Source organism: Nocardia sp. CA-129566, from assembly GCF_050956075.1.
Taxonomy (GTDB): Bacteria; Actinomycetota; Actinomycetes; order Mycobacteriales; family Mycobacteriaceae; genus Nocardia.
Genome location: NZ_CP192085.1, coordinates 5297486 through 5312614, shown reverse-complemented (window position 1 = coordinate 5312614; position 15129 = coordinate 5297486). Strand labels below are relative to the sequence as shown.

Annotated in this window: 15 protein-coding genes and 1 pseudogene; 9 read left to right on the top strand and 7 right to left on the bottom strand. The window is 66.2% G+C overall.

Going from position 1 to position 15129, the window contains the following annotated elements; genetic code table 11:
• Positions 1-367: 367 nt before the first annotated feature.
• Both ACQP0C_RS22935 and ACQP0C_RS22930 read left to right on the top strand, forming a co-directional pair.
• Positions 368-1354 (top strand): ATP-binding cassette domain-containing protein, encoded by a 987-nt coding sequence (locus ACQP0C_RS22935; protein WP_433722921.1) that lies wholly within the window; start codon positions 368-370, stop codon positions 1352-1354.
• A gap of 83 nt (positions 1355-1437) precedes the next feature.
• Positions 1438-2220, top strand: coding sequence for an ABC transporter permease (locus ACQP0C_RS22930; protein WP_433734627.1), 783 nt, complete (start codon positions 1438-1440; stop codon positions 2218-2220).
• Positions 2221-2448: 228 nt separating this feature from the next.
• Here ACQP0C_RS22930 and ACQP0C_RS22925 read toward each other — a convergent pair whose 3' ends face one another.
• Positions 2449-2784, bottom strand: a complete 336-nt coding sequence (locus tag ACQP0C_RS22925) for an RNA polymerase-binding protein RbpA (RefSeq protein WP_040691372.1) — start codon at positions 2782-2784, stop codon at positions 2449-2451.
• Positions 2785-3077: 293 nt separating this feature from the next.
• Here ACQP0C_RS22925 and ACQP0C_RS22920 point away from each other — a divergent pair, with 293 nt between their 5' ends.
• Positions 3078-3404, top strand: coding sequence for a hypothetical protein (locus ACQP0C_RS22920; RefSeq protein ID WP_433722919.1), 327 nt, complete (start codon positions 3078-3080; stop codon positions 3402-3404).
• 19 nt (positions 3405-3423) lie between these two features.
• Here ACQP0C_RS22920 and ACQP0C_RS22915 read toward each other — a convergent pair whose 3' ends face one another.
• From ACQP0C_RS22915 to ACQP0C_RS22905, 3 genes are all read right to left on the bottom strand, one after another.
• Entirely contained in the window at positions 3424-3966 is a 543-nt protein-coding gene (locus ACQP0C_RS22915) for a YaeQ family protein (protein ID WP_433722918.1), read from the bottom strand.
• A gap of 55 nt (positions 3967-4021) precedes the next feature.
• Positions 4022-4975, bottom strand: coding sequence for a hypothetical protein (locus ACQP0C_RS22910; RefSeq protein ID WP_433722917.1), 954 nt, complete (start codon positions 4973-4975; stop codon positions 4022-4024).
• Between the two features lie 335 nt (positions 4976-5310).
• Positions 5311-6009 carry a M23 family metallopeptidase gene (locus ACQP0C_RS22905; protein WP_433722915.1) on the bottom strand — a complete coding sequence of 233 codons (699 nt, stop codon included), beginning with the start codon at positions 6007-6009 and terminating at the stop codon, positions 5311-5313.
• A gap of 183 nt (positions 6010-6192) precedes the next feature.
• On the opposite strand from ACQP0C_RS22905, the gene ACQP0C_RS22900 reads away from it, so the two are divergent.
• Positions 6193-6543 (top strand): ArsR/SmtB family transcription factor, encoded by a 351-nt coding sequence (locus ACQP0C_RS22900; RefSeq protein WP_433722913.1) that lies wholly within the window; start codon positions 6193-6195, stop codon positions 6541-6543.
• Between the two features lie 72 nt (positions 6544-6615).
• Here the strand turns inward: ACQP0C_RS22900 and ACQP0C_RS22895 are convergent, their stop codons facing one another.
• Entirely contained in the window at positions 6616-7602 is a 987-nt protein-coding gene (locus tag ACQP0C_RS22895; RefSeq protein ID WP_433722911.1) for a glycosyltransferase family 9 protein, read from the bottom strand.
• 188 nt (positions 7603-7790) lie between these two features.
• Here ACQP0C_RS22895 and ACQP0C_RS22890 point away from each other — a divergent pair.
• The 4 genes and pseudogenes from ACQP0C_RS22890 (at position 7791) to ACQP0C_RS22875 (ending at position 10510) form a co-directional block, all read left to right on the top strand.
• A pseudogene (locus ACQP0C_RS22890) lies at positions 7791-8202 on the top strand (VOC family protein).
• 69 nt (positions 8203-8271) lie between these two features.
• On the top strand, positions 8272-8850 hold the full coding sequence (locus ACQP0C_RS22885) for an HdeD family acid-resistance protein (protein ID WP_433722909.1): 579 nt from the start codon (positions 8272-8274) through the stop codon (positions 8848-8850).
• A gap of 128 nt (positions 8851-8978) precedes the next feature.
• Positions 8979-9338, top strand: a complete 360-nt coding sequence (locus ACQP0C_RS22880; protein ID WP_433722907.1) for an Rv2640c family ArsR-like transcriptional regulator — start codon at positions 8979-8981, stop codon at positions 9336-9338.
• Positions 9339-9559: 221 nt separating this feature from the next.
• A complete protein-coding gene (locus ACQP0C_RS22875; RefSeq protein ID WP_433722906.1) occupies positions 9560-10510 on the top strand; it encodes an amidohydrolase family protein in 951 nt (316 codons plus the stop codon).
• A gap of 122 nt (positions 10511-10632) precedes the next feature.
• Here ACQP0C_RS22875 and ACQP0C_RS22870 read toward each other — a convergent pair whose 3' ends face one another.
• Both ACQP0C_RS22870 and ACQP0C_RS22865 read right to left on the bottom strand, forming a co-directional pair.
• The gene (locus tag ACQP0C_RS22870) at positions 10633-10902 is read right to left on the bottom strand and encodes a metal-sensitive transcriptional regulator (RefSeq protein ID WP_357311671.1); all 270 of its coding nucleotides are present in this window, start codon (positions 10900-10902) and stop codon (positions 10633-10635) included.
• 87 nt (positions 10903-10989) lie between these two features.
• Positions 10990-13149 carry an MMPL family transporter gene (locus tag ACQP0C_RS22865; RefSeq protein ID WP_433722904.1) on the bottom strand — a complete coding sequence of 720 codons (2160 nt, stop codon included), beginning with the start codon at positions 13147-13149 and terminating at the stop codon, positions 10990-10992.
• A 125-nt stretch (positions 13150-13274) separates the two neighbouring features.
• Between ACQP0C_RS22865 and ACQP0C_RS22860 the strand changes: the two genes are divergently transcribed.
• Positions 13275-14903: an FAD-dependent oxidoreductase gene (locus ACQP0C_RS22860; RefSeq protein ID WP_433722902.1), complete on the top strand. Its 1629-nt coding sequence runs from the start codon at positions 13275-13277 to the stop codon at positions 14901-14903.
• Positions 14904-15129: the final 226 nt, after the last annotated feature.

Below are 15129 nucleotides of genomic sequence, written 5' to 3'. Positions count from 1 at the left end.
CGGACACTCGGACGGAACCTGGTGTTACCGAGGCAGATTCGCGCGAGATATCGCCAGCGATGTGCGGCCTGCGAAACCGGTGCCGAGGCCGGAGAAGGAGAGAGTCGTGAGTGAGCGAGGTGAGCAATTCATCGGCCGTGGCGAGCAATCCACGGTCAGGGCGGCGCTGGTGGAGACGCCGGAGTCGAGCGTCAGTGAGGGAGAGTCATGAGCGAGCGTCAGCGAGTGAATCGTGAGCACAGCGTGCCAAGGCGCACGACGGAGCCGAGCGCTAGCGAGGTGCGGTCATGAGCGAGCGTCAGCGAGTGAATCGTGAGCACAGCGCGCCGAGGCGCACGACGGAGCCGAGCGCTAGCGAGGCGCAGTCGTGAGCCTCGCGGTCGAGGTGCTGGGCCTGGTCAAGAATTACGGTCGGGTGCGGGTGCTGGACGAGATCGACCTGCAGATACCGGCGGGGACGGTCATGGGTCTGCTGGGCCCCAACGGTGCCGGCAAGACGACGACGGTGCGCATCGTGACCACCCTGCTGCGGCCGTGTGCCGGTTCGGTGCGGGTCGCGGGCATCGACGTCTTGCGTGATCCGGCGGCGGCACGGCGGCGAATCGGATTGTCCGGTCAGTACGCGGCGGTCGACGCCAATTTGACCGGCTATGAGAATCTGCGCATGGTGGCGCGGCTGTACGGAATGTCGCAGCGGCAGGCCACCTCGCGCGCATCCGAACTGTTGACCGCCTTCGGTCTGGACCATGCGGCGAATCGCCGTGCTGGCACCTACTCCGGCGGGATGGCGCGGCGCCTCGACCTGGCCGGGGCATTGGTCGCCCGGCCCGCGGTCGTGGTGCTCGATGAGCCGACCACCGGACTGGATCCGCGTGGGCGACTCGATATGTGGCGCGTCATCGGTGAGCTCGTCGACGACGGCACCACCGTGCTGCTCACCACCCAGTACTTGGAAGAGGCCGATATGCTCGCCGACCGCATCACGGTCATCGATCGCGGACGCGTCATCGCCAAGGGGTCGGCCGACGAGCTGAAAACCTCCATCGGCGGCGACCGGCTCACCGTCACCTTGGCCGCGGGGCAGGATGTCAAGCCGGCGCTGACGGTCTTGGACCAGGTCGGCATCGGCGAGCCGACCCACGATCCGGGTGCGGACGAAGTCTCGATCATGGTCGGCGACGGCTCGCGCACCATGGTCGAGGCGCTGCGCAGGCTCGACGACGCCGGGGTGTGCGTGGTCGACGCCAATGTGCACCGCCCCAGTCTCGACGACGTATTCCTGTCCCTCACCGGCACCGCCACGCGCGAACCCGAGCCGGAAACCGACGACGTACACGAGGAGATCTTGTCCTGATGAGCACCGCAGTCGCGCGCGCCGAAGCGGAACCGACCGGGAAAACCGAATCCCCCCAGGAGATTCCGGCGCCGCACGTCCGGGTGGTCCGGGACAGCGCGATCGTCGCCTACCGCAATCTGCTGACCATCCTGCGCGTCCCGACCCTGCTGGTGACCGCGACGATTCAGCCGTTGATGTTCGTCTTCCTCTTCGCCTACATCTTCGGCGCCTCACTCGGCGGCGGCCAATATCGGGAATTCCTGCTGGCCGGAATCTTCACCCAGACAGTCGCTTTCAATGCCGCCTTCACCACCGTCGGCCTGGCAGGCGACCTGGAGAAGGGCATTATCGACCGCATGCGCACCCTGCCCATGTCGCGGCTGGCGGTGCTGATGGGGCGCACACTGTCGGATCTGGTGGTGAACATCCTCAGTGTGGCCGTCATGGTCGGCTGCGGTTATGTGGTCGGGTGGCGGATCAACGGCGGCATAGCCGACGCCGTATTGGCGTTCGCGGTGATCCTGCTGTTCGCCTTTGCGATGTCCTGGGTAGGCGCGCTCACCGGCCTGCTCTCGCCCACCGTCGAAGTGGCTCAGAGCGCGGGCTTGATCTGGTTGTTCCCGCTGTCGTTCATCTCCTCGGCATTCATCTCCGCCGAGTCCCTCCCCGGCCCTATGCGCGCGGTTGCCGAATGGAATCCCATTACCGCGGTGTCTGCCGCGGGCCGCAAGCTGTTCGACAATGGCGCACCCCCCAGTTTCGGCACTCCCACCGGTTGGCCGGCCGACCACTGCATCGAATACGCCGTCGCCTGCTCTCTCGCCATCCTCATCGTGGTCGTACCACTGGCCCTGCTCCGCTACCGCAAGGTCGCCAGCAAGTAAGTAGCGCCGAGGTGACCCTGATCGCCGCCCGGATCGGCGGCGGGGAGGCGGTGATCGGGCGCATCGATGGCGCGTAGTTCGGCTGTCGGCCAGCGTTCATGGGCACGAGAAAGGCCGCTCGCATCGTTGGATGCAAGCGGCCTTTTCTGGTCTCGAAAGACTTCCGTCGGCGGCGCAGCTGGTTCCGAACACCGTCCGGCTCGGCGCCCTACACCCTGAACAGGAAACCTAGACCCGGCGCCGCGTCTTCAGCAGGTCGAGGCGCTCCTTGAGCAGTTCCTCCAGCTCCTCCTTGCTGCGACGCTCGAGCAGCATGTCCCAGTGGGTGCGGGGCGGCTTGACCTTCTTGGTCTCCTGAGTGGTGCCCTCCATGAGGGTGCCTTCCTGGCCGTTGCGGCAGAGCCAGGTCGGGGGGATCTCGGCATCGTCGGCAAACGGGACGTCGAATTCCTCGCCGTTATCGGTCCGGTACCGAGCGATCCGTCGCGGGGCCAGGTCGTGGTCGCGATCGGTTTCGTAGCTCACCGCTCCGAGCCGACTGCCCCGGAGTACGCGATCTGCCATGGTGTGCCTCTCCCTGTGTGCTCGAGTCTTGTTGCGCTGCGGCTGCGTCCGTTCGGTGGACGCAGCCGGACGAGCGCGTGACGCTCGCTGGACCTTAGGTGTAACGACCGTGCCTGCGCCGATAGTTCCCGACGCACGCTGACCCTTTCGAGTGCGCCGTGCGCCGTCTCTAGCGGCCGTGAACTGTTCCATTGTAGTGCGTGACACGGATGCGATCCGCCACGCCCGCGCCGCGGCGGCAATCCGGGGCCACGAGCCCCGTCCGGCCGCCGGAACGGTTAATGTTCTGCGTCATGTCGCGCCGCTTGCTGTCCTGCTGCCTGTGGTGTGGGCGGGAGATCGTCGAATCGGAGGCCGGTCGCCGTCGCCGGTACTGCCGTCAGTCCTGTCGCCAACGCGCCTACGAACACCGCAACAGCATGAAGGGAACCGGGATTCCCGACGATTCGGTGGTACTGAGCGCCCAGGAGGCGGCCGATCTGGCCGACCGCTGGTTCGCCGCCCGCTGCGCCGCCGAGGACGTCGCCACCGCCATCGGCGAAGGTGCGGACACCGAAGAGCTCAGGGCATTGAGCGCCACGTTGCTGACACTGGCCCGCGAGGCCGAACGACTGCGGTGAGCACGAACCGCGTCGCAGGCTATGCCAATCGGTGTTCTGCGACCGGTGTGCTCAGGTCCGTCCCGTTGAGGTCCAAGTACAGCAGTCGTTCGGTGATGGATATGGTGACGGTGTTGCGGCGTTCGATCGCGGCGACGGCGGCATCGATGAAACCCCGATCGAAGCTGTAGAGGGGAATCGCTGCGGCGCGGTGGATCCGCTTGCCGGTGAGCTGCGCCAGCACCTTGACCGGATCGCGGTGGGTGTAGATGGCAACGCGCTCAGCCATTTTGCTGCCGCGGTGCACGCGCTCGGCATCGGGTGCGCCGACTTCGATCCAGGCGGTGAGGCGTCCGGTCAGATCGCGCACCAGCACCGCGGGTTCGTCGGTGGCGGATACCCCGCCGTCACCGAAGGTGATGCCCTCTTCGTATTCGAGGCAGTAGGCGAGCAGTCGCGTCAGCATGAACTCGGCCGTTTCGGATGGGTGGCGTGCCACCCGCAAGTCCAACTCCTGATAGACACCGCGGTCGACGTCGGCCAGATGAACGGCAAAGTTGTGCAGTGTTGCGCTGAGGGCCATAGGAGCAGGAGCTTAGATGACTCCGGCTCGCGTGTTCCGCGGCGAGCCCATCGGATCACCCGCGGGGTCGGGCGCCCGCCGTGAACAACCGCGCGGCGCTGGAGGTGTTGTCCACTGCGGTCCGGGCCCGCCAGTACACGGCGAACGTCAGCAGGCCGATCACCCACACCAGCCCACCGAAGGCCAGCAGCGTGCTGCCATCCGGATGCACCAGTGACTGCGCCCGCATCGCCTGCCAGAACACGATCGCGAGCAGCCCGGCATAGCCGAGAGCGAGCACCCCGATCAGTGCGGCGCGGGTACGTTCGGCGCGCAGCCACGGATGGCGCGGCGCCAACCAGGCCAGCGCGACGACCGCGAGCAGCAGCACCTGGATAGCGTGCAGGCCCAGGAAATGCGGGATCCGTAGATCGCCGCCGATCGTGCTCCAATGTGTGATCGGCATAGCGCCGACCCCGTCCCGCGCGTCGAGCGACGGGTTGTTCAGCACTGTATGTCCCGCAACCAACTCCACTACGTTGCCGTCGGCGTCTCGCACCAACTGCTTGCCGGTGAACCCCATCAGATAGCCGAGTGCCATACCGACCACTGCGAGTCCGAGTCCGGCGTGAATGGCCCGCGCGGTCGGCCGGTCCACCAGCCGCTGCCACGAAAGGATGAGCACGATAATCAGATTCGCGAAGAACAGCCCGGGCACGCCGGAGGCGAACACCATCTGCCCGATCGAATTCACCGAATCGGTTTCGTGATTGAAATGGCTGTAGGTGCCGCGTGCGGCCTGCACCACGATGAATCCGACGTCGACAAATCCGGTGACCGCGAACACCGTCCCCAGCCACCAGGTGACCCGACTGCCCTTGTGCGGCAACGACAGCAACCAGGCCAGCGTGAACCCGTAGAGCACGAACGCGAGCCCGAACTTGAACGGTTTGAGCCAGACGGATTCGCCGAGCAGCATCCGATCGTCGAATGCCATGCCGCCCACGCAGAACAGCACGAGCGTGCCCATCGCGGCCACCATCCACACCAGCGGGCGATGTAGGCGACCCCCGCGTGGCAGATCGAATGCGGCAGGGTGACGGTGTCGAGGTGGCGTGGAATTGCCAGGGGCGGAAAGGGTGTCGATCGTCGGCATGATCCGAAGGTAGGAATCGATGGCACGTGACCACGTCCCGCTGCGGCGCCATTCGCGGGTAGTACCGGGGTATTAGAAATCGGCCACCGCGGTATCCGCGATCCCCTCATCGAATTGCGAAAACCGTGGTGGCCGAGTCCGATCCCGCCCGAATGCGAGGTGGGCAGAACCTCGAGTCGGTGGGATGTGTTGCGGGCCGGAGAGTCCGCTTACTCGGCAGCGATGCCGACGGCGATACCGCGCGCGTCGAGCCAGGGCATGGGATCGATCGGCGCGCCGTCGCCCTGGTGGACCTCGTAGTGCAGGTGCGGGCCGGTGGAGAAGCCGCGATTGCCCACGGTCGCGATGACGTCGCCCGCGCGCACCTGCTGGCCGACGGTGGCGAGGATGTCGTTGACGTGGCCGTAGATGCCGACGGTGCCGTCGTCCTGCTGTACCCGCACCCACAGGCCGAAGCCGGAGGCCGGGCCCGCCTCGATGACGGTGCCGTCGGTGACCGCGGCGATCGGGGTGCCTATGGGGTCGGCGAAGTCGAGGCCCGCATGCAGGGCGCCCCAGCGCATCCCGAAATTGGATGTCAGCACGCCGGCGATGGGGCGAACGGTGCGTGGCCGCGCTGCGGCGGCCAGCCGGTTCTGCTCCCAGACGACGGCCTCGGGGACGGTCTGCGGCACCTGCGCTTCAGGCGCGGTGAATGCGGTGAAGGCGACGGCGGCGCTGGCCGGATCGGTGGTCGACTGGTCGGTCTTCCCGGCGCTGACGCCGGGCAGTGCGTGGGGGTCCGCGGCGGCGAGCACGCCGAGGGAGGCGCTGACGACCGTGGCAACGGCAACCGCCCGGGTGGTGGTGCGGTTGCGGCGTGAACGGGTCGCGCCGCGACGGAAATGTAACGGTACGGTCACGGACATGGCATGAACGTACGGGACCGCGATCTTGGCTCTGCAATCATGTGGCAACCGTCACAGGCGGACAAAGGCTCACTTGATATGTAACAACTGCATAACGGAGCGGCGTTGACGCGCTGTTTACCTGGTGAAATGCCGCACAGCGCAGAATTGACCAGAAGGATGCCGGTCGACCACACTATTTCAGTGCCGACTAAAGGAGTTCGTGCGCTCGAGGCACTGGCCGACCCGACCCGAAGGGCCATCTTCGAGGCATTGCCGACCGCGCCGCTGGCCGTCGGCGACCTGGCGAAGCTCGTCGGGGTGACCAGCTCCGCGGTCTCCCAGCATCTGCGCGTACTGCGTGAGGCCCGGCTGGTCATGATGCGCCCGGACGGCAACCGGCACCTGTATTTCCTCGACCCGCGTGGACTCGGCGACGCGCGTGACTACCTGGAGCAGTTCTGGCCCAGCGCACTCGCGGCCTACGCCGCCGCGCTGAGCAGCGCCCGCACCGAGACAACGCCCGAAACGGATGCTCAACGCTCCACCGGCTGACTGTCCGCGGTAGGTCGGCCTGGCCGCCGGTGGAATCGCGTTACCGCCACGCGCCCTGCGCAGCGCGGGCGGTCACCCCACGCGGCGATACGTCGTTCGCCCGCGATTGTTTCCGCTGCCGGGCCATGCGCGTTTGGCGAGTTGCTTGTCGACGGCGGTGATCACGTCGGTGACGCCGATCCGCAGCAGTCCGGGATCGGGCGTATCGGCCATCGGGTCGCCGATCTGACCGGCCCACAGCACCGCATGCCTGCTGAGCAGATGCGGCGGTGGGCCGCCCCAGCGCGGCGGCGTCGGACCGAACAGCAATACGGTGCGGGTCCCGAAAGCGGTGGCCAGGTGCGCGACGCCGGTATCACCGGAGATGACCAGTGCGGCTTCGGCGACCGTGGCCGCGAGCTCGATGAGGTTCTGCTCGCCCGCCAAAACCCGGCCCACCGGTAGGCCCGCGCGCGCGGCGACATTCAGCGCGACATCGCGCTCGTATTCGTCACCGGTGAGTACCACCTCGCGACCGAGCACCAGCAGATGACGCACGACGGCGGCGAACCGGTCGGGCGGCCAGCGGCGCGCCGGCGCGCCCGCGCCGACATGTACGACGACGCAATCGCGGTGGCTGGTGGTGGCGACCGGCGGGACCAGTCCGAGATTGCGGCGGTCGGCGACGATGCCGTCGGATTCGAGCAGATGACACCAGCGTTCGACGTGATGCATATCGGTGTGCCACTCCGGGCCTTCCAACTCGGGAAAGGCCGGGTTGCGGTAGGACAGGATGCGACCGGGGTCGGTCTTGGTGAGCGCGACGATGCTCTCGGCGCTCGGATCGTGCAGATTCACCGCAAGTGCGGGTGGGGTGGCATCCCAGCGCAGGTCGCCGAGTTGGGCGGTCGGCATCATGGTGTCGACACAAGCGATGAGATCGACGATCGGTTTCAAGCGATGCGGAGCCGCCAGGACGATCTGATCGTGCGGCTTCGCCCGTCGCAACGCGCGCAACGCGGGAACCGCGGTGAGCAGATCACCGAGGCCACGTGCCTGCAGGACGAGAACAACAGCCACCCTCTTCTCCTAGCCACCCGAGATCGTGAACCCGACCCACCCGCTTCACCCCATAGGTGCACACGACGAGAGCCACTTAGGGATGACTACCCGAGCCCGATCGGCGATAAACGTGCGTGAGTAGCCCGTTGTCCGGGCCACAGGACTGACCTCGGCGAATGGCGGTACCCGCACCGAGGAGCGTCCCCATGGTCTCCAGGCTCAACCCGTACAACAGGTTTCGCAGGCACGGCGCGCGCCGCGCTCGGGTTCTCTCGGGACGTGTTCGACGGCACGCTCTCCATTCAGAACTTCGGGGATATGGGGGATAAGGACGCGCCAGGCGCGGATCTGGTCATGCACGGGATGCTGGAGACGTCGAACGGTTTCACATTGATGGCTTCGGATACCCCGCCCGGCATGGATGACAAACCTGGCAGCAGCATTTCGATCAGTCTCAGCGGTGACGACGTCGATGAGCTGTGCGGCTACTGGGACAAGCTGACCGCCGGTGGCACGATAACCGTGCCGTTGGAGAAGCAGATATGGGGTGACGAGTTCGGTATGTGCATGGACCGATTCGGCACCGCGCGGATGGTCGATATCAGCGCCTCCACCTAGCGTCGGCCGCTCAGCGCATTGTCTAGCAAATGTCCAGAAAACTGCTGACGCAAGGCATAGCATTTCGTTATGACGACAAACAGCGTGCTAGAGGGTCCTCTGCAGTCGCTTGCGCGCAGTGCGTGGCAGACAATTCTGGTCACCGGCATCCTGGCGGTGATCCTCGGTGTGATGATCCTGGTATGGCCGGATGTGACACTGGCGGCCGCGGGCATCATCTTCGGTATCTATCTGGTGGTGAGCGGCTTCCTGCAGTTGCTGGCCGCGTTCGGCACACTTGGCAGTACCGGAATGCGCGTGCTGGCGTTCATCAGTGGCGTGTTGTCGATCATCATCGGTGTCTTCTGTTTCCGTGACGAGCTGGCCTCGATTCTTTTGCTCGGTCTGTGGATCGGTATCGGCTGGCTGTTCCGCGGTATCGCGCTGCTGATGGCGGCGATCTCCGAGCCGGCGATGCCCGGCCGGGTCTGGCAGGGTGTCTTCGGTGTCATCACCGCGATCGGTGGTGTGGTGCTGATCGCGTGGCCGGTCCGTTCGGTGGCGACGCTGGCGTTGGTCGCGGGCTGGTGGCTGATCATCGTGGGGGTCATCGAGATCATCACCGCATTCGGCGTCCGCAGGGATATGAAAAAGCTCGCCGCGGGCTGAGGTCTTCGATTGCCTGCGGCCGTCGCTGTGTGCGGTGGCCGCGGGTGTCGTGCGGGGGGATGTTGTTGTGGCAGTAATGATTTAGGATCATCGCCGGCAAGGCTTTCGATATATGTCAAGATGGGAGCATGCCCAAGGCCCTGCCCGTGATCGATGTTTCCGCGCCGATCTGTTGTGCGCCGGTGGCGGCGGCGCCGGTCGATAACCGGGTCGCACTCGAGGTGGCATTGCGATTGAAGGCGCTTGCGGATCCGGTGCGGGTCACATTGATGTCATTGCTGCTCGCCGAGCGAGACGGCACGGTCAATACCCGTGATCTGGCCGCGGCGGTTGTGCTCGCGGAATCGACTGTCAGTCATCACCTGGGCCAGTTGCGCGCGGCCGGGCTGGTGGAATCGGTGCGTCGGGGGATGACCGTCCAGCATGCCGCACGCCGAGATGCGTTGTCCGCCTTGTGTTTTGTGCTCGATCCGGAGTGCTGCCGATAGGTTCGCTCGGTTGTCGGGAAGCGTGCCGTAGCGGTTGGCTCAACGCGGGTTCGCGGGCGCGCTCGGCAATAGGGGTTGGATGCCGTCGCTCGAGCGGGGGACCTGTTCTGATCGACACCCCTTGACCGACCGGCTCTGTATAACTGATGATTACATCAGTAATGTGAAGAGTCTCACCTTGGTGGTGTGGTTTGTGCAGCCCGAGTCGAAGGAGATGACCGATGACCGCCGCCCGCATCGATGTGCACCAGCACATCGTTCCACGTGACTATGCCGATTGGCTGCGCACGAAAGGCATCGTCGCTGCTGGTGGCCGCGAGCTGCCCGACTGGAGTCCAGAGAGCGCACTCGCGCTGATGGATCGGTATTCGATCGCCACGGCGATCTTGTCGCTGTCCACGCCCGGCACTCATCTCGGCGATGATGCCGAGGCGCGGAGGTGGGCGCGTCGGGTCAATGAGATCGGCGCGGATCTGGTGCGCGATCACCCCGATCGGTTCGGGCAGTTCGCCACTGTGCCGCTGCCCGATGTGGCGGGATCGGTCCAGGAGATCGCGCACGCATATGACGAACTGAACGCCGACGGTGTCGTGCTGCTGGCAAACGCGCATGGCCACTACCTGGGCGACGCGGCATTCGATCCGGTCATGGCCGAGCTGGATCGGCGGGCCGCCGTGGTCCTGGTGCACCCCTCGGAACTGCCGGGGCCAGCGGTGGCGGGGATTCCGCCGTTCGCGGCCGACTTTCTGCTCGACACCACGCGCGCCGCAACGAATTTGGTGCTGCGCGGCGTGCCGCGACGCTACCCGAACATTCGGTTCATCCTGTCGCATGCGGGCGGGTTCGTGCCCTACGCATCGCATCGCATCGCCGGCGCGATTACGGTCGAAACCGGCCGCAATGCCCTCGAGATCCTGGAAGAGCTCAGCGGCTTCTACTTCGATACCGCGCTGTCGGGCAGCCCGGCGGCGCTGCCGAGTCTGCTCGCCTTCGCCCGCCCCGGCCATGTGCTCTTCGGTAGCGACTGGCCGTTCGCACCCGAACTCGGTGTCGCGTACTTCACCGGCCAGTTCGATGCTTATCCCGGTCTCGATGACACCGGCCGGGCCGCGATCAACCGAGGAAACGCTCTAGAGCTGTTTCCCCGCCTGGCGAAGGAAGCGCTCCAATAGGATCCTCCTCGCTGGTCGCTGGTCGCTGGTCGCTGGTCGCTGGTCGCTGGTCGCTGGTCGCTGGTCGCGGTCGGCGTGCGGATCGATGACCGAGATCTATTGCGTACCTGTGCTTTCCGCGGTCAGGCGAGGGCGAGGAAGAGCTTCTCGAGTTCGGCTTCGGTCATCGGTTCGGAACCGTCGGCGGTGTCGCCGGTGAGGCATTCGCGCAGCCCAGTCGCGACGATCTTGAAGCCGGCGCGGTCCAGCGCGCGGGAGACGGCGGCGAGTTGGGTGACCACATCCTTGCAGTCGCGGCCCTGCTCGATCATGGAGATCACCCCGGCGAGCTGGCCGTGTGCACGACGCAGCCGATTGAGCACCAGGGCGATGGTCTCTTCGTTGCCGACCATGGGATATTCCTTTCATCGAGTAGATCACCAATCATACCCCCAGGGGTATCCAGGGGCTCGGTGTGTGCCGAGCCCCTGGAGGTGATTTCAGTGGTGGGCGAAGCTGATCGAGGGCAGTAGCCTGCGTAGCCAGGCCGGGGACCACCAGGCGGCGTGCCCGGTGAGCCGCAGCAGCACCGGCATCAGCACCAGGCGCACCGCGAATGCGTCCAGCAGGACGGCGACCCCGAGGATGATGCCCATCTCCTTCGGCGGCAGTGGGTCGGCGAGTGCGAAGGTGAAGAACACCGCGACCATGACCGCGGCGGCGGCGAAGATCACCCGACCGGAGTGCGACAGGCCGTCGACCTGTGCGGCCTTCGGGTCGCCGGAATGCTCGTAGTGCTCCTTGGCGGTGGCCAGCAGGAACACCGTGTAGTCCATGGCGATCGCGAAGATCATGGCGAAGAAGAACACCGGTCCCCAGCCGTCCAGGAAGCCCTGTGGGGTGAACCCGAGCAGGCTGGCGCCGTGGCCGTCCTGGAAGATCAGCTTCGCGACGCCGAAGGCCGCGGCCGTGGACAGCAGGCTGACCACGGTGCCGAGGGCGGCGATCAACGGCGCCTGCAGTGCGATCAGCAGTAGCGCGAATCCGAGTATCAGAATGATCCCGACGATGATCGGCAGATAGTCATCGAGTGCCTGCTGCAGGTCCAGGTTTTCCGCCGGAGCACCGCCGACCCATGCGGCCGAAGGCAATTCGGCGCGCAACCGGTCGAGGATCTCGCCCATGCGCGCGTCGGACGGATCGATGTCGGGGAGGGCCTGCATCATCACCAGCCCGCTGCCGTCGCGGGCGGGTTGGGCCGGGGTGACCATGCTGATCCCGTCGACCGCATTCGCGGCCGGCGCGACCTGGGTGGCCTCGTCGGTGGGGGCGATGATCTGCAGCATGCCCGGTGCGCCCTTGCCCATCTGGGCCTGCACCAGTTCGTAGCCCTGACGCACGGGTGCGTCCGACGGCACGACCTGGATGGACGGCATGGCCACGCGCAGCCCGAATACCGGAGCCGACAGGGCGATCAGCAGGATGCCCGCGCCGATCGCGAACGGCCACGGCTTATCGTGCAGCAGTCGGCCCCAAGCGGCGAACCGCGGAGAATGGTGCTGTTGCCGCTTGGCGCGCGGCAGTGCACCGGCATTGACCTTGTCGCCCAAGGCGCCCAACGCCGCGGGCAGCAGGGTCATGGTCGCCGCGAGTACGAAGGTCACCGCGAACATGATTCCGACCGCCATGGTCCGCACGGCGGGTGCGGGCACGATCAGTACCGCCGACAGACTGACCAGAACCGTAAGTCCGGACAGCACAACGGCTTTGCCCGCGGTATTCATCGTTTCGGCGACCGCGGCCCTGGTATTCGACGCGGTGGTGAGCGCGTCGCGGAAGCGGGCGACGATGAACAGCGCGTAGTCGATCCCCAGTGCGAGGGCGAACATCATCGCGAAGTTCATGGCCCACACCGAGATCGGCGTGACGTGGTTGAGCAGCACCAGACCACCGGCCGAGGTCACCAGTCCGGCCAGGGTGAGCAGAAGCGGCAGTCCGGCGGCGACCAGCGATCCGAAGGCCAGCACCATGATCGCCAAGGTGACCGGCCAGGAGAACATTTCGGCCTTGATCATGGCGTTGTGATCGGCCTCATTGAAATCGCTCCACAGCGCCGAAGTGCCGGTGGGGTAGACCTCGATGCCGTTGCCGGACAAGGCGGTCAGCGCCGCCTTGTGCTCGTCGACGGCCTTGACCATCTCGTCGGTGGTGGCATTCGCGCCCGCGATGAGGATGCCGGTGTGCCCGTCCGGACTGATCGACATGCTCGGCTGCGGCGCGATCACTTCGCCGAAGCGCGCATCGCCACGGAAGACGTCGCTGATCTCGCCGAGCAGCTGCGCCACCTGTGGGCTATCGATTGTCGCGGTGTCCGAATGAACGACCACCTGCACCGCCGCCGAGGAGTTTCCGCCGAAATGCTGCTGTGCCAGTTCACGCACGCGCACCGATTCCGAGCCGTTGGCCTGCCAGCCTGCCCCGGCCAGTGCGGTGAAGACGCTCGGAGCGGCGGCGCCGAGCGCGATCAGCACCACCAGCCAAATGCCGAACACGATCCGGGCGCGACCGGCCATCGCTGCCCCGAGTCGGCTGAGTGCGCCGGGGGACCGGTGCGGTGGCGAGGTGCCGCGAGCCGGGGAAACCGTCAACGAGTCGGTCATCACAATTCTCCTTCCATACCCTAGGGGGTATATTGAGGCTTCGAAGTGAAGATACCCCCAGGGGTATTTGATGTGAAGAGTGGCATCCGGCACATGCGGTGCCGTGGCCCGCTGGGAGGAGCGAGATGAAGGTTGTGATCGTCGGTGGAGTCGCCGGTGGTATGTCGGTCGCCACCCGTCTGCGGCGACTGAACGAATCGGCGGAAATCATCGTGCTGGAGCGCGGCGATCATGTGTCGTTCGCTAATTGCGGTCTGCCCTATTACGTCGGCGGAGTGATCCCGAAACGCGAATCGCTGCTGTTGCAGACGCCCGAGTCGCTCGCGGCGAGGTTCCAGCTGGACGTGCGAGTCCGGCACGAAGCGGTGGCCATCGACCCGGAGGGGCGCACGGTCACCGTGCGTGCGCTGGACTCGGGTCGTGAATATGTCGAAGCCTTCGACGAATTGGTGCTGAGCACCGGTGCCGCGGCGATCGTGCCGCCGCTGCCCGGTGTCGAGCGGGCGCTGGTACTGCGTGATGTCGCCGATGTGGACCGCCTGGTGGAAGCGGTGGCCGGGGTGCGGTCGGCGGTGGTGGTGGGGGCCGGGTTCATCGGTGTGGAGATGGTCGAAAATCTTGTGCGGCGCGGTATTTCGACCACCGTGGTCGAGCGCGCTCAGCAAGTGCTCGCACCGCTCGATGTCGAGATGGCCGCGCCGGTCGCCGCCGAAATGCGCGATCACGGGGCCCGGTTGGAGTTGGGTGCGGAGCTGATACGCGTCGACGGCGATACGGTGACGCTCTCGGATGGGCGCGTGGTCGCGGCCGAGCTGGTGGTCATGGCCATCGGGGTGCGTCCCGAGAGCGCGCTGGCCCGCGAGGCCGGATTGGCGCTCGGCCCGAGTGGTGGCATCGTGGTCGACGATCGTTTGCGCACGTCGGCGCCGCATATCTACGCGGTCGGCGATGTGGTGCAGAAGCGGGACGCGGTAACAGGGCAGTCGGCGCTCGTTGCGCTGGCCAATGCCGCGAATCGGCAGGGGCGGCTGGTCGCGGATGCGATCTCGGGTCTGTCGGTCACGGACCCGCCCGCGTGGGGCACCGCAATCGTCGGCGTCTTCGACCTGACGGTGGCGGTGACCGGATGGAGCGAGAAGCGACTGCGAGCCGCCGAGCGCCCGTTCCGCGTGCTGCATTCCCATCCGCTCGCCCATGCCGGGTACTACCCGGATGCGCGTGCGATGTCGGTGAAGCTGCTCGTCGATCCGGATACCGACGCGATACTCGGCGCGCAGGCGGTCGGTGGGGAAGGTGTCGACAAGCGCATCGATGTGCTGGCCACTGCGATGGCGGGCGGTATTCCGGCCTCGCGGTTGATGGACCTCGAGCTGGCGTACGCACCGCAGTTCGGTTCGGCCAAGGATCCGGTGAACATGTTGGGCTACATGGCCGATAATCTGCGCGTCGGCGCTATCCGCACGGTGCAGTGGCATGAAATCGGCGAGGCTATTGTGGCAGGAGCGCAGCTGGTCGACGTGCGATCGCGGGAGGAGTTCATCGCTGGTTCCATTCCCTGTGCAGTCAATATCCCCTTGGACGAGCTACGCGAACGGGTTGCCGAGATCCCGGCAGGTTCGGTTCTGGTGTTCTGTCAGGTGGGGCAGCGCGGTAACAGTGCGACGCGGTTGCTGACCCAGCTCGGCCGGGACGCCGTCAATCTCGACGGCGGGTACCGGACCTGGCGTGACGCATTCGCGGACCAGAACAGGTAATCCCGCGAGGGAGTCCGTTTCACCGAAAGGAAACAGCACAATGTGTCAACGAATTGTCTGCCGGACTTGCGGCAAGCCCGGCTACACCGGGTGCGGTGAGCATGTGGAGGAGGTGCTCGGCGATGTCCCACAGGCGCAACGGTGTGCGTGCGCCGATCAGCCGCCGACCCGCAGGCGCTGGTTCTCGGGCGCCTAGATGTAGTGCGGCGATCTGGTCGCGGTCCTT